This is a genomic window from Kineococcus gurbantunggutensis (genome assembly GCF_050871925.1).
Classification (GTDB): domain Bacteria; phylum Actinomycetota; class Actinomycetes; order Actinomycetales; family Kineococcaceae; genus Kineococcus.
In genome coordinates, this window is the sequence record NZ_JBJLSG010000054.1 from 10,909 (window position 1) to 29,534 (window position 18,626).

The following is an 18,626-nucleotide window of genomic DNA, read 5'->3' on the forward strand; positions in this document are numbered from 1 at the left end:
CCGGGTGCGGCCCGCGCGCGCCCGTGCCTACGCTCGCCCGGTGCCCGCCCGCCGCCGCCACCGACGCCCCCGCCCGGGGCCGGCACCGGTGCGCGTGCGGCTGGACGCCCTCGACCTCGTGGCGGACCCGCCGCTGCGCCCGCTGCCGCACGGCGGCGTGCCCGAGCCGGTGTGGCGGGCCTGGCGCGCGCGCCCGCTCGCCGGCCCGCCCCCGCGCCCGCTGACCCTCACGCGCAGCCGGCCGGCCTCGGCGCCCTCCCCGGGGGCGGAGGAGCAGCCGCCCTTCTCCTGGCCCGACGTGCTGGTGACGCTGCACCGGTACCTGCTGCTGCCGCACCTGGGGCACGCGGTGCGCATCGCCGCGATCGGCACCGCGGTGCGCCTGACGCACCTGGACGGCGCCCCGGTGGCGCTGGCCGACCCGGCGGCCCGGCTGCGCGCCCACCGGGCGCTGGCCGGGCACCACGTGGACCTGGACCCGCACGAGCTGCTGGCGTTCGCGCTGCTGCACGCGCCGCTGGGCGCCTTCCTCGCCGCGCACCCGCCCGGCGGCGACCTGGACCTGCACCTGGTGCTCGCCGCGGCCGGCGCCGGCCTGGACGCCGCCGACGTGGCCGCGGCCCACGCCGCGGGCACCCTGACCCCCGACCGCCTCGCGCTCCTCGCCGCCCTGCTGGGCGGGGCGGGGGCGGGGACCCTGGACGCCCCCCGGAGGAGCACCGCGTGAGCCAGCACCACACCGACACCTGCGACGCGCTGGGCATCGCCCTGCTCGCCGCCGTCCCGGTGGTCCTGTGGGGACCGCCCGGGCAGGGCAAGTCCTCCGTCGTGCGGGAGCTGGCCGAGGGCATGGGCGCCCACCTGGAGACCGTCATCGCCTCCATCCGCGAACCCAGCGACTTCGCGGGCCTGCCGGTGGTCGACACCCGCTCGGGCACGGCCTCGCTGGCCCCGCCGTCGTGGGCGGTGCGCCTGCGCGACGCCGTCGAGCGCGACGGCCGGCCGGGCATCCAGTTCTACGACGAGGTCTCCACCGCCCCGCCGGCGACGCAGGCGGCCCTGCTGCGCCCGATCCTGGAGGGCGTCGTGGGCGACCTGCGCCTGCCCGCGCAGGTGCGCACCGTGGCCGCGGCGAACCCGCCGGACGTGGCCACCGACGGGTGGGACCTGGCCCCGCCGGTGGCGAACCGGTTCCTGCACCTGACGTGGAGCCTGGACGCCGACACGGTGCGCGAGGGGTTCACCAGCGGCTGGCCGGCCGTCGCCGTCCCGCGCGCCGACGCCGCGCAGGTCGCGGCCCAGCTCGAGCGCGCCAGCACCCTCGTGGGGGTGTTCCTGGGCTCGCGGCCCGAGCTCGTCACGCGGGTGCCCTCGTCCTCGGAGGAGGCCGGGCGGGCGTTCCCGACGCCGCGCTCGTGGGAGATGGCCGCGCGGCTGTACGCCCACGCCCTGGCGGCCGGCGCGAACGGCACGGTGGTCACGCTGCTGGTCTCCGGCACCGTCGGCGTCGCCGCGGCCGGGGAGTTCCTGGCCTACGTGCGCGAGCTGGACCTGCCCGACCCGGAGGAGCTGCTGCGCGACCCGGGCTCGTGGGTGGTGGACCCCCGGCGCACCGACCGCACGTACGCCGTCGCGGCCTCGGTGTGGGCGGCGACCGCGGCGCGCAACACCGTGGAGCGCTGGACGAACTGCGGCCGGGTGCTCGCCGCGACCGCCGACGCCGGCAGCGCGGACGTGGCGTTCTCCTTCGGGCGCCGCTGGGCGCAGGAGCGCCCCACCGGGGCGATGCCGACGCCGGAGGTCGTGGCCTCCCTCGGCCCGATCCTGACCGAGCTCGGCCTGCTCACCCGCGACGCGTGAACCCGCCCCCCCGGCGCGCGGGCGCCACCCCGGGACGCCCCGGCGCGGCGCGCAGCGGAACGGCGCGCACCGGCCCGGCGCGCAGCGGTACGGCGCGCACGGGTTCAGCGCGCAGCGGAACGGCGGCGGCGCAGGCGGGTTCCGTCGAGGAGCGCGCGGCGCTGCGCCTGGCCGCCGGCCGCGCCCGCGCCGGCGAGCTGATGCCGTACCTGAGCGCCGCGCTGTACGCGGTGAAGGCCGTGCCCACCACCGAGGTCCCCACCGTCGGCATCGACACCCGCTGGCGGATGTACTACAACCCCGAGTTCGTCCTCACCCTGGACGTCGCCGAGCTCGTGGGCGTCTGGCTGCACGAGGTGGGCCACCCGCTGCGCCGGCACCACGAGCGCTTCGACGCCCTCGGCGAGCCGCAGGAGCGCCACCCGCTGTTCAACCGGGCCGGCGACTGCGCCGTCAACGACGACCTGCGCGCGGCCGGGGTCCGCCTGCCGGCGGTGAAGGCGTGGTTCCCCGAGCGGGTCCCCGGCGCCGACCCCGGGATGACCGCCGAGCAGATCTACCGCCTGCTCGTCGCCGGTCCCGCCGGCCGGCGGCTGGCGGCGCGCTCGCCGGAGCTGCTGCTGCTGCCGGCGGTGCTGCGCCACGACCACGGCGTCCCCCAGCGCGTCCTGGCGCGCACCCGCGAGGCGTTCTTCACCGGCCCGGCCGAGGTCACCGTGCGCGCCGCGGGCGGGACCGCGCCGCAGGCTGCGCCGGCGGGCGGGGCGCCGGGCGCGGCGGCGGTGGGCCCGGTCGCCGTGCACGACGAGCGCACCGCCTCCTTCGAGCTGCGCGAGCGCCTGCCCGCCGGGGAGCACGCCGTCGAGCTGAGCTGCGCCGGCACCACCGTGCGCGCCGTCCTGGCGGTCGAGGCGCCGACGGCCTCGCTGCGCCCGGACCACCTGCCCCGCGACCGCTCCGCGAGCGAGAAGGTCGTGGTGGTCGGCCGCGGCACCCGCTTCGCCGCCGGATCGGTCGTGGAGGTCCTCGACGCCGCCGGCACCGTCCTCGACGCCGTCTCGGACGTCGAGCACGTCTCGGCGACGGCCCTGACGTTCCGGCTCGGGCCGGTCGAGGACGGCACCCACCTCGTGCGGGTGCGCACCGGCGCGGAGGTCGTGCGCGCGGCGCTGCCCGTGGGCCTGCCGCACCTGGACCTCACCCCGGACCAGCTGCCCGCCGGCCACGGCGTGCCCACGGCCCTGGCCGTCGTCGGCGACGACGTCCTCCTCGACGCCGCGAGCACCGTGGAGGTCCTGGACGCGGCGGGCGGGCTCGCCCCGCTGCCCGGCGCCACCGGCCCGCTCACCGTCACCGGCCCCGGCGCCGCGCACGTCGAGCTCAGGCGCGAGCTGCCCGAGGGGCAGCACCTCGTGGTGGTCACCACCTCCGGCGAGCGGGCCGCGGCCACCCTGACCGTGGGCGGTGCGCGCACCACCGCCCCGGCCCCGCGCCCGGCGCCCGCCGGGTACGAGGACTGCGGCTCCGCCGCGGGCGGCGCGCGCCGCCCCTGGGAGGGCGACGCCAGCGGCCGCGACGCCGCCGGGGAGGACGACGGCAGCGTGGACGCCGGGCGCGCCGAGCTGATCCGGCAGCAGACCGCGCGCGACGTCCTGGAGCACGCCCGATCGCGCGGGACCGTGCCCGCCGGCTGGCAGCGGTGGGCGGACCGCACCGTGCGGCCGGTGGTCGACTGGCGCCGGGAGCTGCTCAGCGTGACCCGCCGCGTCAGCGCCCACGTGGCCGGGGTGCGCGACTACTCCTACGCGCGCCCCTCCCGCCGCAGCTCCTCCACCCCGGGGGTGGTGCTGCCGGCGATGCGGCAGCCGCGCCCGCCGCGCGTCGCGGAGGTCGTCGACACCTCCGCGTCGGTCACCGCCGAGATGCTCGGGCGCGTGCACGCCGAGACCGAGGCGATCGTGCGGCGCTGCCGCGGCGGCGGGGTGCAGGTCGTCGCGTGCGACGCCGCGGCTGCGCGGGCCCGCACGGTGCGCCGGGTGCAGGACCTGACGATGGTCGGCGGCGGCGGCACCGACATGCGCGTGGGCATCGCCGCGGCGGCCGCGCTGCGCCCGGCGGTGGACCTGGTCATCACCGCCACCGACGGCGACACCCCCTGGCCCGAGGCGCCCCCGCGGGAGAACCCCGGCGCGGTCTACGTGGTGCTGCTGCTCGACGGCGACCGCCAGGGCGTGCCCGCCTGGATGCGCAAGGTCGTCGTGGAGCGCGAGCGCCCCGGCGCCCGCTGAGGGCGGCGCTCAGCCGTCCGCCGGTCCGCCGCCCGCTGACCCGTCGCCCTCCGCCGGGTCGTCGTCCGCGGGGTCGAGCACGACCTGCTCGCGCGGGTCCCACCGCCACACCACGTCCCCCAGCTGCGAGCGCGCCGTGCACGGGCCGGCGTGCCCGGCCGGCAGGGTGCACTCCACCCGGAAGCCGTCCACCGCGGGCCGCACGTCGCCCTGGAGCCACGCCTCCTGCGAGCGCTCCGCCCACGACCCGCCCGCCGCCCCCTCCTGCACGCCCGGGGCCAGGTCGGCGCCGAACGCGCGCAGCGTGCGCAGCGCGGCGACCACCTCGGCCACGGGCCCGCCGGGCACCTGCGCCACCCACCGGCTGGAGCGGCAGGTGCCCTCGGCGCCGTCGTCCGCGCCCGGCTCCAGCACCACCGGGTGCCCGTCGGGCGCCCGGTGCGTGGCGGTCACCGTCGTCCCGGCGGCCCACCCCCCGCGCGCGGAGCGCACCAGCACGTCGAAGGAGGAGGCCACGTCGACCGTGCGGCCGCGGCGGCGCTTGGCGTAGAAGCGCGGGTAGTGCTCGAAGCCCTCGACGGCCGCGGTCGACGGTTCCGGGGCCCCGGCCGCGGCGATCCGCCGCTGGTGCCGCGTCCACTGGTCCTGGACCGGGTCCCACCTGCGCACCCCCCGAGCATCGCACCCGGGTGCGGGCCCGGCCCGCCCGGTGCGGCGGGGCCGCCGGGTCAGTCCGTGCCGGCGCTCCCGCCGTCCCGGGGGTCGCGCGGCGCGGGTTGCGCGGCCGCGGCGGCGTGCAGCCACACCATCAGCCCCACGGTCGCGCCCACCAGGACGACGGCCGCGCTCGCGGACAGCAGCGCCGACCAGGAGGTCCCCGACACGTGCAGCAGGAGCGCCAGGACCACCGTCGCCACGCCCAGGCGCGCCACCGGCAGCCGCGAGAGGCCCTCGCAGAACCGCTGCAGCGGGTCGGGGGCCGGGCCGGGGGCGCCGGGCGCAGGGCTGTTCGCCGGTGCGGGAGGGGTGCTGAGCAGCCGCCGCACCAGGTCCTCGCCGTCGCGGGCGGGCCGGTGGTCGGAGGCGACGTGCCGGTGCAGCGCCCCCGCCCCGGTGAAGCTGCGCGGGCACTCGGGGCAGCGGTGCTCCGCGGGTGCCGGTCCGGTCGTGCTCCCCATCTCCCTCACCGTCCGTCGTGGGCCCGCACGGGTGCTCGGGCGGCCCCGCGTCGAGGTGCTCCCAGTCTGCGCGCGCCGTGTTGCGGTCCTGCGGTCGTCCGCTTTGCGATCCGGTGACGATCCGCGCGCCGCGCCCTCGGCCCCCGCCCCGCTCCGCGCGGACCGGGTCTGGTGCGCGGGGCCGCGGCGGCCCTACGGTCGGCGGGTGGCCGCCGCACCGATCGTCCTGGTCCCCGGGTTCTGGCTGGGCGCGTGGGCGTGGGACGAGGTGGCCGCCGCCCTGCGCGCCGACGGCCACGAGGTCGCCGCGCTGACGCTGCCCGGCCTGGAAGACGCCGCCGCCGACCGGTCGGCGGTCGGGCTGGAGGACCACGTGCGCGCGATCCGCGAGGCGGTCGCCGCCGCCGGCCGGCCCGTGCTGCTGGTCCTGCACAGCGGCGCCGCCGGCGCCGGGTACGCGGCCACCGACCGCGCGCCGGGGGACGTGGCGGCCGTCGTGTACGTCGACTCCGCTCCCCCCTCCGGGGCCCTGGACCCCGGCTGCACGGACGTGGAGGTCCCGCTGCCGACGGCCGAGCGCCTGGCGGCGGACGAGAACCTCGACGGGCTCTCGCCGCAGCGGCTGGCGGAGTTCCGGCGCCGCGCCGTGCCCGAACCGGGCCGGGTGCTGCGCGAGGCCCCCGTCCTGCGCGACGACGCCCGCCGCGACGTGTCCACCACGGTGCTGTGCACCGGGGACAGCGCCGAGGACGTGCGCGGCTACCTCGCCGAGGGCCACGCGTGGCTGGGCGGCCTGGCCGAGCTGCGCGACGTGACGTACGTGGACATGCCGACCAGCCACTGGCCGATGTGGTCGCGCCCGCGGGACCTGGCCCGGTTCCTCGGCGACGCCGCGCGGCGCGCGGGGGCGGCGTCGTGACGCTCCCGGCGGGTTCCGGGGGTTCCGGGGGTTCGGAGGGTTCCGGCTGGGAGCGGTCGCGGGACGCGTTCACCGGGGCCGCGCGGTGGTTCGCGCGCACCGCGGCGCAGGTCGGCGACCGCTGGGGCGCACCCGGTCTGGGCGAGTGGGACGTGCGGGCGCTGGTCGGGCACACCAGCCGCTCGCTGCTCACCGTGGAGGCCTACCTGCAGCGGCCCGCCGCGGCCGTCGACGTGGGCTCGGCGGCCGGGTACTTCCTCGCCACCCGCGAGGTCGCGGCCGGGCCGGGGGTGGCGCAGCGCGGGCGCGAGGCGGGCGCCGCGCTCGGCGACGACCCGGCCGCGGCGGTGGCGCGGACCGCCGAGCGGGTGCTCGCGCTCGTCGGCGCGCGCGGGGGCGCGGAGCTGCTGACGACGGTCGCGGGCGGGATGCGGCTGGCGGACTACCTGCCCACGCGCACGTTCGAGCTCACCGTGCACACCGCGGACCTGTGCGCGGCGCTGGGCGTGCCGGCGCGGGTGCCGGCCGCGGCGGCGCTGCAGTCCCTGCACCTGGTGGCCGAGCTCGCCGTCGCCGACGACCGCGCCGCGCCGCTGCTGCTCACCGCCACCGGCCGGGGCGCACCGCCGGCGGGTTTCTCGGTGCTGTGACCCCGGCACCGCCGGGGGGTCGGACACGGCGGGGAGGGGGTGGGGAGCAGGAGGGGCGTCGGGCCTGCCGCCGGCGAGCCCCTCCCGCTCACCGGGTGCATCGGCACCGCGGGCGCCGGTCTTGAGCCGGGCGCGGCGCCGCCGGGGCGCCGGCCCCGGCGGCTCAGGCCCCCAGCAGCCGCACCCCCGCGTACGCCACGCCCGCCACCAGCACCCACGAGCCCAGCCCCAGCAGGACCGCGCGCCCCCCGGTGCGGCGCAGGGTGCGCAGGTGCACGCCGGTGCCCAGGCCCACCAGCGCCGCCACGAGCAGCACCTCCTGCACCCGGTGCGCGGCGGTGAGGACCGCCCCCGGCAGCAGGCCGGTGCTGCTGAGGGCGATCGCGGCCAGGAACCCGGCCACGAACAGCGGCACCGGCGCCGGGCGCCGGCCCGAGCCGGGGGCGCGGCCGCCCCCGGCGCGGCGCCCCGCCAGCGCCACCGCCGCCACCAGCGGGGCCAGCAGCACCACCCGGCTGAGCTTGACGACGACCGCGGTGGTCAGCGCCCCGGGGACCTGATCGGCCACGGCGACGGTCTGCCCGACGTCCTGCACGCTGGCGCCCACCCACGTCCCGAACGGCACCGGGTCCAGGCCGAGCGGGCCGCGCAGCGCCGGCAGCGCCGCGATCGCCAGGGTGCCGCACAGGGTGACCAGCGCGACCGCGACGGCGGCGTCCTCCTCGTCGGCGTCGGTGACCTCCTTCACCGCCGCCACCGCCGAGGCGCCGCAGATGGAGAACCCGGTGGCCACGAGCAGCGCGCGCGCCGGCGGCACGCCCAGCGCCCGCCCCAGCAGCCGGGTGCCGGTGAACGTCACCGCCACCGTGACGACGACCAGCACCAGCCCGGCGGCGCCCAGCCCCAGCAGCTGCGGCAGCGCGAGCTGCAGGCCCAGCAGCACCACGGCCGCGCGCAGCAGGCGGCGCGCGGCGAACGCCGCGCCGGGCCTGAGGCGATCGCGCAGCAGCCCGCAGTTCGCGGCCACCGCCCCGAGCACCACGCCCGCCGTGGAGGCGCCCAGCACCGGCACCAGGTGCGCGGCGCCGAAGGCCGCGGTCGTCGCCGCGCCCACCGCGAGCAGCCCCGGCCACACCGCCCCGGCCCGCCCCGCCGCGCGCCCGGCCGCCCCCGCCGCCGCGCGCCGCCGCAGCGGCACCCGGCCCGCCGTCCCGTCCACGTCCCCGCCCCCCCACCGGCCCGCGCCGCCGCGGGCCACCCGCCCCGACCCTGCCCGCCCGGCGCCGGCGCCGGTAGGCGGCCCGTCCCGATGGACCCATCGGCACCGCTGATGGCTGCGCGTACGCTGGCGCGCGTGGTGGAGCACGGGGCGCACCTGCAGCACGTGCCCGACCTGGACTCCCTGCAGCTGCTGCTGCGCGTGGCCGCCACCGGCAGCCTCGGGCGCGCGGCCGCCGAGCACGGCCTGAGCCAGCCCGCCGTCAGCGCCCGCGTGCGCGCCGTGGAGCGCCTGGTGGGCGTGCCGCTGGTCACCCGCGGCGCGCGCGGCTCCACCCTCACCCCCGCCGGCGCCCTCGTCGTGGACTGGGCCCGCGACGTCCTGCACGCCGCGTCCGCGCTGGAGGCCGGCATCGCCTCCCTGCGCCGCGAGGGCGAGCAGCAGCTGCGCGTCGCGGCCAGCCTCACCGTCGCCGAGCACCTGCTGCCGCGCTGGCTGGTGGCCCTGGCCGCCGAGCGCCCCGGCACCGCGGTGAGCCTGCGCGCGGTGAACTCCGAGGAGGTCGCCGCCGCCGTGCGCGCCGGCGAGGCGGACCTGGGGTTCGTCGAGGGCCCCCTCGTGCCGCCGGGGCTGAGCAGCCGCACCGTGGCCCGCGACCACCTCGTCCTCGTCGTCGCCCCGGGCCACCCGTGGGCGCGCCGGCGCACCCCCGTCGGCGCGGCGGAGCTGGCCGGCACCCGCCTGGTGCAGCGCGAACCGAGCTCGGGCACGCGCGCGGCGCTGGAGAGCGCCCTGCGCGCGCACGGGCCGTGCGCGGCCCCGCTGCTGGAGCTGTCCTCCACCAGCGCGATCCGCGCCGCGGCCGCCGCCGGCACCGCGCCCGCCGTGCTCAGCGCCCTGTCCGTGGGCGACGACCTGGCCCTGGGCCGCCTGGTGGCCGTGCCCGTGCACGAGGTGGACCTGAGCCGCTCGCTGCGCGCGGTGTGGCCGCGCGGGGCGCGCCCGGGCGGCCCGGCGCGCGACCTGCTCGCCACCGCCCTGGGCCGGGCCGGGCGCGCCGCCGGCTGAGGCGGGCACCGGGCCGCGCGTGCCGGGCCGCGCGTGCCGGGCTGCGCGGTGTCGGAGGGGGGCGCCACACTCGCCGCATGTGCGGTCGCTACGCCAACTCCCGCTCCGACGAGGACCTGGTGGCGCTGCTCGGCGTCGGCGAGGTCGTCGGCGAGCCGCTGCGCCCGTCGTGGAACGTCGCGCCCACCCAGCGCGCCCGCGCGGTCCTGGAGCGCGCCCCGCGCGAGGAGGGGGGCGGCGCCCCCGTGCGCCAGCTGCGCACGCTGCGCTGGGGCCTGGTGCCGGCGTGGGCGAAGGACGTCAAGGTCGGCAACCGGATGATCAACGCGCGGGTCGAGACGGTCACCGAGAAACCCGCCTACAAGCGCGCCGCGTCCCGGCGCCGGCTGCTGGTGCCCGCCGACGGCTACTACGAGTGGCAGCAGCGCGAGGGCCGCAGCAAGGTGCCGCACTTCCTGCACGACCCCGACGGCGAGGTCCTCACCTTCGCCGGGCTGTACGAGCTGTGGCCGGACCCCGCCCGGGCCGAGGACGACCCCGAGCGCTGGCTGTGGACGTTCACCGTCCTGACCACCAGCGCCTCCGACGCCCTGGGCCACATCCACGACCGCACGCCCGTCGTGGTGCCGCCCGAGATGCGCGACGACTGGCTGGACACCTCGCTGACGGGCCTGGACCTGGTGCGCCAGGTGCTCGACGCCGTCCCCGAGCCCCGGTTGGTGCCGCACGAGGTCTCCACCGCGGTGAACAGCCCCCGCAACGACGGCCCGGAGCTCGCCGAACCCACCGGGCCCGTCGAACCCGCCGGCCCGGCGGGCTGAGCGCGGCCGGCGCTCAGGCGCCGACGTAGGCCGCCAGGTGCTCGCCGGTGAGGGTGGAGCGGGCGGCGACGAGGTCGGCCGGGGTGCCCTCGAAGACGACCCGGCCGCCGTCGTGGCCGGCGCCGGGGCCCAGGTCGACCACCCAGTCCGCGTGCGCCACGACCGCCTGGTGGTGCTCGACGACCAGCACCGAGCGGCCGGAGTCCACGAGCCGGTCCAGCAGCGCCAGGAGCTGGGCGACGTCGGCCAGGTGCAGGCCGCTGGTCGGCTCGTCCAGGACGTAGACGCCGCCCCGCCCGCCCAGGTGGGTGGCCAGCTTCAGCCGCTGCCGCTCGCCGCCGGACAGCGTGGTCAGCGGCTGGCCCAGGGTGAGGTAGCCCAGGCCGACGTCGGCGAGCCGGTCCAGGACCGCGCTCGCCGCCGGCGTGCGGGCCTCCCCGGCGGCGAAGAACTGCGCGGCTTCGCTCACCGGCATCGCCAGCACCTCGCTGATGTCCTTGCCGCCCAGGCGGTGCTCCAGCACCGCCGCCTGGAACCGCCTGCCCTCGCAGTCTTCGCAGGTCGAGGCGACGCCGGCCACCACGCCGAGGTCGGTGTAGACGACGCCGGCCCCGCCGCAGGTGGGGCAGGCGCCCTCGGAGTTCGCGCTGAACAGGGCGGGTTTCACGCCGTTCGCCTTGGCGAACGCCTTGCGGACGGGGTCCAGCAGGCCGGTGTACGTCGCCGGGTTGCTGCGCCGCGAACCGCGGATGGCGCCCTGGTCGATCGAGACCACGCCCTCGCGCCCCGACACCGAGCCGTGCACCAGCGAGCTCTTGCCGGAACCGGCCACCCCGGTGACGGCGACGAGCACCCCCAGCGGGACGTCGACGTCGACGTCGCGCAGGTTGTTCGTGCACGCCCCGCGCACCCGCAGCACCCCCGAGGGCGTGCGCACCGACGGCTTGAGCGCGGCGCGGTCGTCCAGGTGCCGCCCGGTCAGGGTGCCGCTGGCGCGCAGCCCCTCCACGGTGCCCTCGAACACCACCCGCCCGCCCGCGCTGCCGGCGCCGGGGCCGAGGTCCACGACGTGGTCGGCGATCGCGATCGCCTCCGGCTTGTGCTCCACGACGAGCACGGTGTTGCCCTTGTCGCGCAGCTGCAGCAGCAGCTCGTTCATGCGCGCCACGTCGTGCGGGTGCAGGCCGGTGGTGGGCTCGTCGAAGACGTAGGTGACGTCGGTGAGCGAGGAACCCAGGTGGCGGATCATCCTCGTGCGCTGCGCCTCCCCGCCCGACAGCGAGCCCGCCGGGCGGTCCAGGGACAGGTAGCCCAGCCCGATCGCCGCGAACGCGTCCAGGAGGTGCTGCAGCCCGGCGACCAGCGGCGCCACCGACGGCTCGTCCAGCTCGCGCAGCCAGCCGGCCAGGTCGCTGATCTGCACCGCGCACACGTCGGCGATGTTCTTCCCGCGGATCCTGGACGAGCGCGCCTGCGGGGCCAGCCGGGTGCCCCCGCACTCCGGGCAGGTCGCGAACGTCACGGCCCGCTCCACGAAGGCGCGCACGTGCGGCTGCATGGCCTCGACGTCCTTGGACAGGATCGACCTCTGGATCCTCGGGATCAGGCCCTCGTAGGTGACGTTGATGCCGTCGACCTTGACCTTCGTCGCCTCCCGGTGCAGCAGGTCGTGCAGCTCGCGCTGCGTGTACTGCCGGATCGGCTTGTCCGGGTCGAAGAACCCGCTGCCGGCGTAGACGCGCCCGTACCAGCCGTCGGTGCCGTAGCCGGGGATCGTGAACGGGCCCTCGTTGAGTGACTTGGCGTCGTCGTAGAGCGCGGAGGGGTCGACGTCGCTGACGCGGCCGGTGCCCTCGCAGCGCGGGCACATGCCGCCCAGGCGCTCGAACGTCGCCTTCTCCGCCTTCGTCCTGCCGCCGCGCTCCACGGTGACCGCGCCGGTGGCGCGCACGGAGGGGACGTTGAAGGAGAACGCGCCGGGGCCGCCGATGCTCGGGCGGCCCAGCCGGCTGAAGAGGATGCGCAGCATCGCGTGGGCGTCGGTGGCGGTGCCGACGGTGGAGCGGGGGTTGGCGCCCATGCGCTCCTGGTCGACGACGATGGCCGGCGTCAGCCCGTCGAGGACGTCGACGTCGGGGCGCGCCAGCGCCGGCATGAAGCCCTGCACGAACGCGCTGTACGTCTCGTTGATGAGCCGCTGCGACTCCGCGGCGATCGTGCCGAACACCAGCGAGCTCTTGCCCGAGCCCGACACGCCGGTGAAGACCGTCAGGCGCCGCTTGGGGATCTCGACGCTGACGTCCTTGAGGTTGTTCTGCCGGGCGCCGTGCACGCGGATCAGCGCGTGGCCGTCGGCGACGTGCCCCGCCGGTGCCGCCCCGTGCGCCCTGCTGGCCTGGCTCATCGCGCCTCCACCTCCCGGGCGGGGCGCCGTCGCCCCCGCTGCACGTGCCCGATCCTGTCCTCCCGGGTGGGGGCGCGTCAGCCCCCGGCGGGGGGCCGGGGCGCGCGCACCTCCAGGCCCGGGACCTCGGTGAACCCCAGGCGGGCGTACACGCGCGCGGCCCGCTCGTCGTCGGGCTGCAGGTGCGCCAGCCGCGCCCCGGCGCCGAGCGCGCCCGCCAGCAGCCACGACGACAGCGCCGCGCCGATCCCGCGCCGGCGCGCCTCCGGCAGCACGGCCACCCCGCCGAGCAGGACGGCCGGTCCGGCCGCCCCGTCCGAGCGCACCGCGTAGGCGGTGCCCACCGCCCGCCCCTCCAGCCGCGCGAGGCCGACCGCGACGCGGGGGGCGCTCAGGTGCGGGGCGGTCCACGCCCGCGCGGACGCCGGGTCCCCGCCGAAGGCCCGCACGTCCACCGCGACGACGTCCTCGAGGTCGGCGGGACCGGCCAGGCGCAGCTCCACGCCCCGCGGCGCGGGCGCCGGGCGCAGGTCCTCGCCGTGCAGGCCCATGAGCCGCTGCGCCACGACGAGCGGGCCCTCCGGCCGGTCGGCGCCGGCGGGCACGCGCCACGCCCAGGGCACCCCGGCCGCGGCGAACCAGGCGGCCACCGCTGCGGGGTCGACGAGCGCGGGGTCGGTGACGTCGGCGCCGTTGAACTGCGGGAACGGCAGGCCGCTGGAGGCCAGCCGCGCCCCGGGCAGGTCTCCGGCCGCGCCGCCGGGGTGGGACAGGGCCAGCTCGCGCCAGGCGTCGGCGTGCGCGTGCCGGACGGCGGCGGGGTCGGGGCTGCGGGTCACGCACCGGATCGTGGCCGCTCCGCCGCGCCCGCGCACCGGGTTTCCCGCGCACGGGCCCTGCGCACCGGGTCCCGCGCGCACCGGGTCCCCCCCGCACCACGAGCACCGCCCCGCCCCGGGGGTCCGGGACGGGGCGGTGCGGGTCGTGCGGGTCGTGCGGGGTGCGGCGGTCAGTCGGTGCCGGACTCCATCGCGGCGCGGTCCAGCAGCTCCTCGTCGGCGGGGACCTGGCCGCGCGAGGCGATGGCCTCCGCGCCGCCCTCGTCCATCGCGCCGATCAGGCCGGTGGAGGCCGCCTGCGCCGCGCCCACCAGGGCCGGCTGCTGCGACTGCCCGACCAGGCCGATGCGGGCGTACTGCTCCAGCCGGGCGCGGGAGTCGGCGATGTCGAGGTTGCGCATCGTGAGCTGGCCGATGCGGTCCACCGGGCCGAAGGCGGAGTCCTCGGTGCGCTCCATCGAGAGCTTGTCGGGGTGGTAGCTGAACGAGGGGCCGGTGGTGTCGAGGATCGAGTAGTCCTCGCCGCGGCGCAGCCGCAGCGTCACCTCGCCGGTGACCGCCATGCCGACCCAGCGCTGCAGCGACTCGCGCAGCATGAGCGCCTGCGGGTCCAGCCAGCGGCCCTCGTACATCAGGCGGCCCAGGCGCCGGCCCTCGTTGTGGTAGCTGGCGACGGTGTCCTCGTTGTGGATCGCGTTGACGAGGCGCTCGTAGGCGGCGTGCAGCAGCGCCATGCCCGGGGCCTCGTAGATGCCGCGGCTCTTGGCCTCGATGATGCGGTTCTCGATCTGGTCGGACATGCCCAGCCCGTGCCGGCCGCCGATCGCGTTGGCCTCCAGCACCAGGTCCACCGCGGAGTCGAACTCGCGCCCGTTGATCGTGACCGGGCGGCCCTGCTCGAAGCCGACGGTGACGTCCTCGGGGGCGATCTGCACCTCGGGGTCCCAGAACCGCACGCCCATGATGGGCTCGACGAGCTCGACGCCGACGTCGAGGTGCTCCAGCCGCTTGGCCTCGTGGGTGGCGCCCCAGATGTTCGCGTCGGTGGAGTACGCCTTCTCGGTGCTGGCGCGGTAGGGCAGGTCGCGCGCCTGCAGCCACTCCGACATCTCCTTGCGCCCGCCCAGCTCGCTGACGAAGCGGGCGTCCAGCCACGGCTTGTAGATGCGCAGCGCGGGGTTGGCCAGCAGGCCGTAGCGGTAGAACCGCTCGATGTCGTTGCCCTTGAAGGTGGAGCCGTCGCCCCAGATCTGCACGTCGTCGGCGAGCATCGCGCGCACCAGCAGGGTGCCGGTGACGGCGCGGCCCAGCGGGGTGGTGTTGAAGTAGCTGCGCCCGCCGGAGCGGATGTGGAAGGCCCCGCAGGTCAGCGCGGCCAGGCCCTCCTCCACCAGGGCGGCCTTGCCGTCGACGAGCCGGGCGACCTCGGCGCCGTACGCCTGGGCGCGGTCGGGCACCGAGGCGATGTCGGGCTCGTCGTACTGGCCGATGTCGGCGGTGTAGGTGCACGGCACCGCCCCGTGCTCGCGCATCCACGCGACCGCCACGGAGGTGTCCAGGCCGCCGGAGAAGGCGATCCCGACGCGTTCACCGGCGGGGAGGGAGGTGAGGACCTTCGACATGCGGAAGAGTATGCACCATCCTGGATGGTCATTCAATGCGCTGGTCGGCGGCGGGTCCCACGAGCCCCGCGTCGCGCGCCAGCAGCGCCGCCTGCACCCGCGAGGCCAGCCCCAGCTTGCCCAGCAGCCGGCTCACGTGCGTCTTGGCCGTCAGCGGGGAGATCACCAGCCGCTGCGCCAGCTCCGGGTTGCTCAGCCCCTCCCCGAGGCAGCGCAGCACCTCGCGCTCGCGCCCGGTGAGCACCGACAGGTCCGGCCCGGCCACCGGCCGCGGCGCGGCGGCCAGCGAGGACAGCACCGTGCGCGTCACCTCCGGCGCCAGCACCCCCTCGCCCGCGGCCACCCGCACCACCGCGTCCACGAGCTGCGCGCCGTCCGCGGTCTTCAGCAGGAACCCCGCCGCGCCCGCCCGCAGCGCCCCCAGCACCAGCTCGTCCAGGTCGAACGTCGTCAGCACCAGCACCGCCGTGCCCCGCGCCACCACCTGCCCGGTCGCGGCGATCCCGTCCGTGCCGGGCATGCGCAGGTCCATCACCACCACGTCCGGCTCCAGCGCCCGGCACTGCGCCACCGCCGCCGCCCCGTCGGCGGCCTCCCCGACCACCTCCACCCGCCCCGACGCCTCCAGCACCATCCGCAGCCCGGCCCGCACGGCCGCGTGGTCGTCGGCCAGCACGACCCGCACCGGCGCGCTCACGCCGGCACCCCGCGCCCGGCCGCACCCGGCACCGCCGCCCCGCCCCGCGCCGTCCCCGCCCCGCCCCGCGCCGTCCCCGCCGCGCCCAGCTCGGGGCGGCGCGGCAGCTCCGCGCGCACCTCCCAGCGCCCCGCCGCCGGGCCGGCGCCGAAGGCGCCCCCGAGCGCCTCGGTGCGCTCGCGCATCGTCGCCAGCCCGTGCCCGCAGCCGGGCCCACCGGACCCACCGGGCCCGCCCGCACCGCCCCGCCCGCCCTGCCCCGGCAGGGCCGAGGCCACCCGCAGCAGCAGCCGCTCGCCGCCCTCGACCGGCTCGACGGACACCTCCACCGGACCGGGCGCGGCGTGCCGGCGCGCGTTGGTCAGCGCCTCCTGCAGCACCCGGTGCAGCGCCTGGCGCACCGCCGGCGCCGCCGACCCCGCCGCCTGCGGGCCCGACCCCGCCGCCCAGCGCACGTCCAGGCCGCCGGCGCGCGCCAGCTCCACCGCGCCGCGCAGGTCCCCGGCGGCCGCCACCGGGTCCGGCCCGCCGCCCCCGCGCATCAGGTGGATCATCGTGCGCATCTCGCCCAGCGCCTCCACGCTGGCCGCGCGGATGCCCGCCAGCACGGCGGTGTCCTGCCCGCGGGCGCGCGCCGCCGCCAGCGCCCCCTCCGACTGCAGCGCGATCGCCGCCACGTGCCCGGCGACGACGTCGTGCAGGTCGCGGGCCATCGCGGCGCGCTCCTCGCGCACCGCCCGCTCCGCCTCCAGCGCCGCGCGCTCGCCCGCCAGCCGGGCCAGCTCCGCCCCGCGCACCACGTCGCGCGCCCACCACACCGGCGTCAGCAGCAGCGCCGCCCCCAGCACCGCCAGCAGCACCACCTCCCGCAGCGACCAGCCCGCCACCCCGGCCACCGCGCACGCCGCGACGACGAGCCCGGCGGCGGTGCGCTCCAGCCGCTCGCGCCGCGCCGGCGTGGTGGCCACGTACGCCCGGTAGAGCACGTCGGTGAAGGCCAGGGTCACGCCCAGGGAACCGCCGGTCAGGCCGTCGGCGGTGAACCCCGCCGCGGCCACCGCCAGCGCGCCCAGCGGGGCCGCGCGGTGCAGCGCGCCCGCGGCGCAGCACAGCGCCAGCAGCAGCAGCGACCACGCCGGCGACCCCGCCGGCCACGGCGCGTCCGTCCAGGTGCCGGTCACGCCCGCCGCGGTCAGCGCCGCCCCCAGCGCGAACAGGCCCGCCGCGGTGAGCACGTCGCGGGGGGTCGGCCGGTCGCCGGGCCCGCGGCGCGCGCGGGGGAGCGGGCCTGCGGGTGCTGCGGTGCTCACGCCCCCATCCGACCACCCGCGCCCGCCGCGCGGCGTCCCCCGACCGGAGTACGCCGCCGGAGTACGCCGCCGGAGCACGCCGCCGGCCCCGGGGTGCCTCCCGGCGGCGGACGCGCCCGCGCCCGGCGCGCGCGCACCCTGCTCGGCGTGGACCTGCTGGAGAACCTCCCCGCCGCCGGCGCGACCGGCCCGCTCGCCCTGGCCGCCGCCCTCGTCGTGCTCGCCCTGGTGGACTCCACCAGCACCGGCACCCTCGTGCTGCCGGTGTGGGTGCTGCTGCGCCCGGGCCCGGCGCCGGTGCGGCGGGTGCTGCTGCACCTGGGCGTCGTCGCCGGCTGCTACGCCCTGCTCGGCGCCGCGCTGCTGCTGGGCGGGCGGGCGCTGTGGGAGGCGGCCTCCGGGGCCCTGGCCGGCGCGGGCGCCTCCTCGGCCGCCCGGTGGGCCCAGCTCGTGCTCGGCGCCGGGCTGCTCGCGGGCAGCTTCGCGCTGGACTCCGGCCGCCGCCGCCGCAGGGGGCTGCCGGACCGCACGCAGCGCTGGCGCGAGCGGGTGGAGCGCCTCGACGGCTCGCGGGCCGTGCTGCTGGCCGCCGCCTCCGTCGCCGTGGAGGTGGCCACGATGCTGCCGTACCTGGCGGCGCTGGGGCTGATCGGCGCCGCGCACCTGCCCGCACCGGCCACCGGCGCCCTGCTGGTGGGCTACTGCCTGGTGATGGTGGCGCCCGCCCTGGTGCTGCTGGCGCTGCGCGCGCTGGCGGCCCGCCGCGTCGAGCCCGTGCTGCGCCGCGTGGACGGCTGGCTCGGCCGGCGGGGCGACTCCGCCCTGGGCTGGGCCGTGGGCGTCGCGGGGTTCCTCGTCGCGCGCGACGCGGTCGCCGCTCTCGGCGGGGCCGGTGCGGTGCGCGACGCGCTGGCCGCGCTGGTGTGAGCGCCCCGGCCCCTCAGCCCGGCCCCTCGGCCCGGTCCTCAGCCCGGTCCCCGCCCGGTCCCCGCCCGGCACCGCCCGCCGGGCTGAGCACCGCCACGAGGAAGTCCGAGCCCGGCGCGTGCGGGCGCAGGTCCCACGTGGACAGCAGCACGTCCGGCTCCAGGCCCGCCCCGCGCGCGTCGGCGAGGAACTCCTCCACCGCGTAGCCGCGCCCGGCGCCGAACCCGCACACCACCCGCCCGCCCGGGCGCAGGTGCGCGCGCAGGCGCCGCAGCACCTCGCCGCGGGTGCCCGGCGCCAGGAACGCCACGACGTTGCCCGCGCACACCACGACGTCGAAGCCCCCGGCGACCCCGCGGGCGGGCAGGTCCAGCTCCGCCAGGTCGCCCACCAGCCACCGCGGGCCCGGGTGGTCCTCCTGCGCGGCGGCGATGAGCACCGGGTCGACGTCCACGCCCACCACGTCGTGCCCGGCGCGGGCCAGGGCGCCGCCCACCCGGCCCGGCCCGCAGCCGGCGTCCAGCACCCGCGCCCCGCGCGGCAGCATCGCGTCCACCATCCGCGCCTCGCCGTCCAGGTCCGCCCCGGCCGCGGCCATGTCGCGGAAGCGCTGCACGTAGCGCTGCGAGTGCTGCGGGTCCTCCCGCACGATCCGCGTCCACAGGCTCTCCTCGGCCACGGACGGTCCTCCTCCGGCGCGGGGGGGGGGGGGGGGGGGGGGGGGGGGGGGGGGGGGGGGGGGGGGGGGGGGGGGGGGGGGGGGGGGGGGGGGGGGGGGGGGGGGGGGGGGGGGGGGGGGGGGGGGGGGGGGGGGGGGGGGGGGG

Annotated in this window: 17 protein-coding genes; 8 read left to right on the plus strand and 9 right to left on the minus strand. The window is 79.1% G+C overall.

Annotated elements, in window-relative coordinates; genetic code table 11:
- Positions 1 to 40: 40 nt before the first annotated feature.
- Genes ACRYR7_RS12080 through ACRYR7_RS12090 form a run of 3 tightly spaced genes read left to right on the plus strand, consistent with a single transcriptional unit; the run spans position 41 to position 4,148 of the window.
- Complete coding sequence (locus ACRYR7_RS12080) at positions 41 to 727, plus strand: hypothetical protein (protein WP_432572342.1); 687 nt, start codon at positions 41 to 43, stop codon at positions 725 to 727.
- Entirely contained in the window at positions 724 to 1,860 is a 1,137-nt protein-coding gene (locus ACRYR7_RS12085) for an ATP-binding protein (RefSeq protein WP_432572343.1), read from the plus strand. Before ACRYR7_RS12080 ends, ACRYR7_RS12085 begins: the two co-directional genes overlap by 4 nt.
- Positions 1,857 to 4,148 (plus strand): DUF2201 family putative metallopeptidase, encoded by a 2,292-nt coding sequence (locus ACRYR7_RS12090; protein WP_432572344.1) that lies wholly within the window; start codon positions 1,857 to 1,859, stop codon positions 4,146 to 4,148. The genes ACRYR7_RS12085 and ACRYR7_RS12090 overlap by 4 nt, the downstream gene beginning before the upstream one ends.
- Before the next feature lie 9 nt (positions 4,149 to 4,157).
- Here the strand turns inward: ACRYR7_RS12090 and ACRYR7_RS12095 are convergent, their stop codons facing one another.
- Together ACRYR7_RS12095 and ACRYR7_RS12100 are read right to left on the minus strand one after the other, a co-directional pair.
- Positions 4,158 to 4,817 carry a hypothetical protein gene (locus ACRYR7_RS12095; RefSeq protein ID WP_432572345.1) on the minus strand — a complete coding sequence of 220 codons (660 nt, stop codon included), beginning with the start codon at positions 4,815 to 4,817 and terminating at the stop codon, positions 4,158 to 4,160.
- A gap of 59 nt (positions 4,818 to 4,876) precedes the next feature.
- Positions 4,877 to 5,326 carry a C2H2-type zinc finger protein gene (locus ACRYR7_RS12100; protein WP_432572346.1) on the minus strand — a complete coding sequence of 150 codons (450 nt, stop codon included), beginning with the start codon at positions 5,324 to 5,326 and terminating at the stop codon, positions 4,877 to 4,879.
- Between the two features lie 205 nt (positions 5,327 to 5,531).
- Here ACRYR7_RS12100 and ACRYR7_RS12105 point away from each other — a divergent pair, with 205 nt between their 5' ends.
- Both ACRYR7_RS12105 and ACRYR7_RS12110 read left to right on the plus strand, forming a co-directional pair.
- Positions 5,532 to 6,245, plus strand: a complete 714-nt coding sequence (locus tag ACRYR7_RS12105; protein WP_432572347.1) for an alpha/beta fold hydrolase — start codon at positions 5,532 to 5,534, stop codon at positions 6,243 to 6,245.
- On the plus strand, positions 6,242 to 6,895 hold the full coding sequence (locus tag ACRYR7_RS12110; RefSeq protein WP_432572348.1) for a maleylpyruvate isomerase N-terminal domain-containing protein: 654 nt from the start codon (positions 6,242 to 6,244) through the stop codon (positions 6,893 to 6,895). The genes ACRYR7_RS12105 and ACRYR7_RS12110 overlap by 4 nt, the downstream gene beginning before the upstream one ends.
- Positions 6,896 to 7,058: 163 nt before the next feature.
- Here ACRYR7_RS12110 and ACRYR7_RS12115 read toward each other — a convergent pair whose 3' ends face one another.
- Complete coding sequence (locus ACRYR7_RS12115; protein WP_432572349.1) at positions 7,059 to 8,114, minus strand: YeiH family protein; 1,056 nt, start codon at positions 8,112 to 8,114, stop codon at positions 7,059 to 7,061.
- A gap of 111 nt (positions 8,115 to 8,225) precedes the next feature.
- On the opposite strand from ACRYR7_RS12115, the gene ACRYR7_RS12120 reads away from it, so the two are divergent.
- Positions 8,226 to 9,182, plus strand: a complete 957-nt coding sequence (locus ACRYR7_RS12120) for a LysR family transcriptional regulator (protein WP_432572350.1) — start codon at positions 8,226 to 8,228, stop codon at positions 9,180 to 9,182.
- 77 nt (positions 9,183 to 9,259) lie between these two features.
- On the plus strand, positions 9,260 to 10,003 hold the full coding sequence (locus ACRYR7_RS12125) for an SOS response-associated peptidase (protein WP_432572351.1): 744 nt from the start codon (positions 9,260 to 9,262) through the stop codon (positions 10,001 to 10,003).
- Between the two features lie 13 nt (positions 10,004 to 10,016).
- Here the strand turns inward: ACRYR7_RS12125 and ACRYR7_RS12130 are convergent, their stop codons facing one another.
- From ACRYR7_RS12130 to ACRYR7_RS12150, 5 genes are all read right to left on the minus strand, one after another.
- Positions 10,017 to 12,407, minus strand: coding sequence for an ATP-binding cassette domain-containing protein (locus ACRYR7_RS12130; protein WP_432572352.1), 2,391 nt, complete (start codon positions 12,405 to 12,407; stop codon positions 10,017 to 10,019).
- 77 nt (positions 12,408 to 12,484) lie between these two features.
- A complete protein-coding gene (locus ACRYR7_RS12135; RefSeq protein ID WP_432572353.1) occupies positions 12,485 to 13,246 on the minus strand; it encodes a GNAT family N-acetyltransferase in 762 nt (253 codons plus the stop codon).
- Between the two features lie 170 nt (positions 13,247 to 13,416).
- The gene (argG, locus tag ACRYR7_RS12140) at positions 13,417 to 14,868 is read right to left on the minus strand and encodes an argininosuccinate synthase (protein WP_432572354.1); all 1,452 of its coding nucleotides are present in this window, start codon (positions 14,866 to 14,868) and stop codon (positions 13,417 to 13,419) included.
- A 28-nt stretch (positions 14,869 to 14,896) separates the two neighbouring features.
- Positions 14,897 to 15,502 (minus strand): response regulator, encoded by a 606-nt coding sequence (locus ACRYR7_RS12145; protein WP_432572358.1) that lies wholly within the window; start codon positions 15,500 to 15,502, stop codon positions 14,897 to 14,899.
- Between the two features lie 59 nt (positions 15,503 to 15,561).
- A complete protein-coding gene (locus ACRYR7_RS12150; RefSeq protein WP_432572355.1) occupies positions 15,562 to 16,875 on the minus strand; it encodes a sensor histidine kinase in 1,314 nt (437 codons plus the stop codon).
- Positions 16,876 to 17,022: 147 nt separating this feature from the next.
- Here ACRYR7_RS12150 and ACRYR7_RS12155 point away from each other — a divergent pair, with 147 nt between their 5' ends.
- Positions 17,023 to 17,802 carry a GAP family protein gene (locus tag ACRYR7_RS12155; protein WP_432572356.1) on the plus strand — a complete coding sequence of 260 codons (780 nt, stop codon included), beginning with the start codon at positions 17,023 to 17,025 and terminating at the stop codon, positions 17,800 to 17,802.
- A gap of 13 nt (positions 17,803 to 17,815) precedes the next feature.
- Here ACRYR7_RS12155 and ACRYR7_RS12160 read toward each other — a convergent pair whose 3' ends face one another.
- Positions 17,816 to 18,481 (minus strand): class I SAM-dependent methyltransferase, encoded by a 666-nt coding sequence (locus ACRYR7_RS12160; protein ID WP_432572357.1) that lies wholly within the window; start codon positions 18,479 to 18,481, stop codon positions 17,816 to 17,818.
- Positions 18,482 to 18,626 lie beyond the last annotated feature (145 nt).

Bases quoted from the DNA above. Each gene is read 5' to 3' on its own strand.
- ACRYR7_RS12125 (WP_432572351.1), top strand. From the start codon at position 9,260: ATGTGCGGTCGCTACGCCAACTCCCGCTCCGACGAGGACCTGGTGGCG.
- ACRYR7_RS12130 (WP_432572352.1), bottom strand. From the start codon at position 12,407: ATGAGCCAGGCCAGCAGGGCGCACGGGGCGGCACCGGCGGGGCACGTC.
- ACRYR7_RS12145 (WP_432572358.1), bottom strand. From the start codon at position 15,502: ATGGTGCTGGAGGCGTCGGGGCGGGTGGAGGTGGTCGGGGAGGCCGCC.
- ACRYR7_RS12100 (WP_432572346.1), bottom strand. From the start codon at position 5,326: ATGGGGAGCACGACCGGACCGGCACCCGCGGAGCACCGCTGCCCCGAG.
- argG (WP_432572354.1), bottom strand. From the start codon at position 14,868: ATGTCGAAGGTCCTCACCTCCCTCCCCGCCGGTGAACGCGTCGGGATC.
- ACRYR7_RS12120 (WP_432572350.1), top strand. From the start codon at position 8,226: ATGGCTGCGCGTACGCTGGCGCGCGTGGTGGAGCACGGGGCGCACCTG.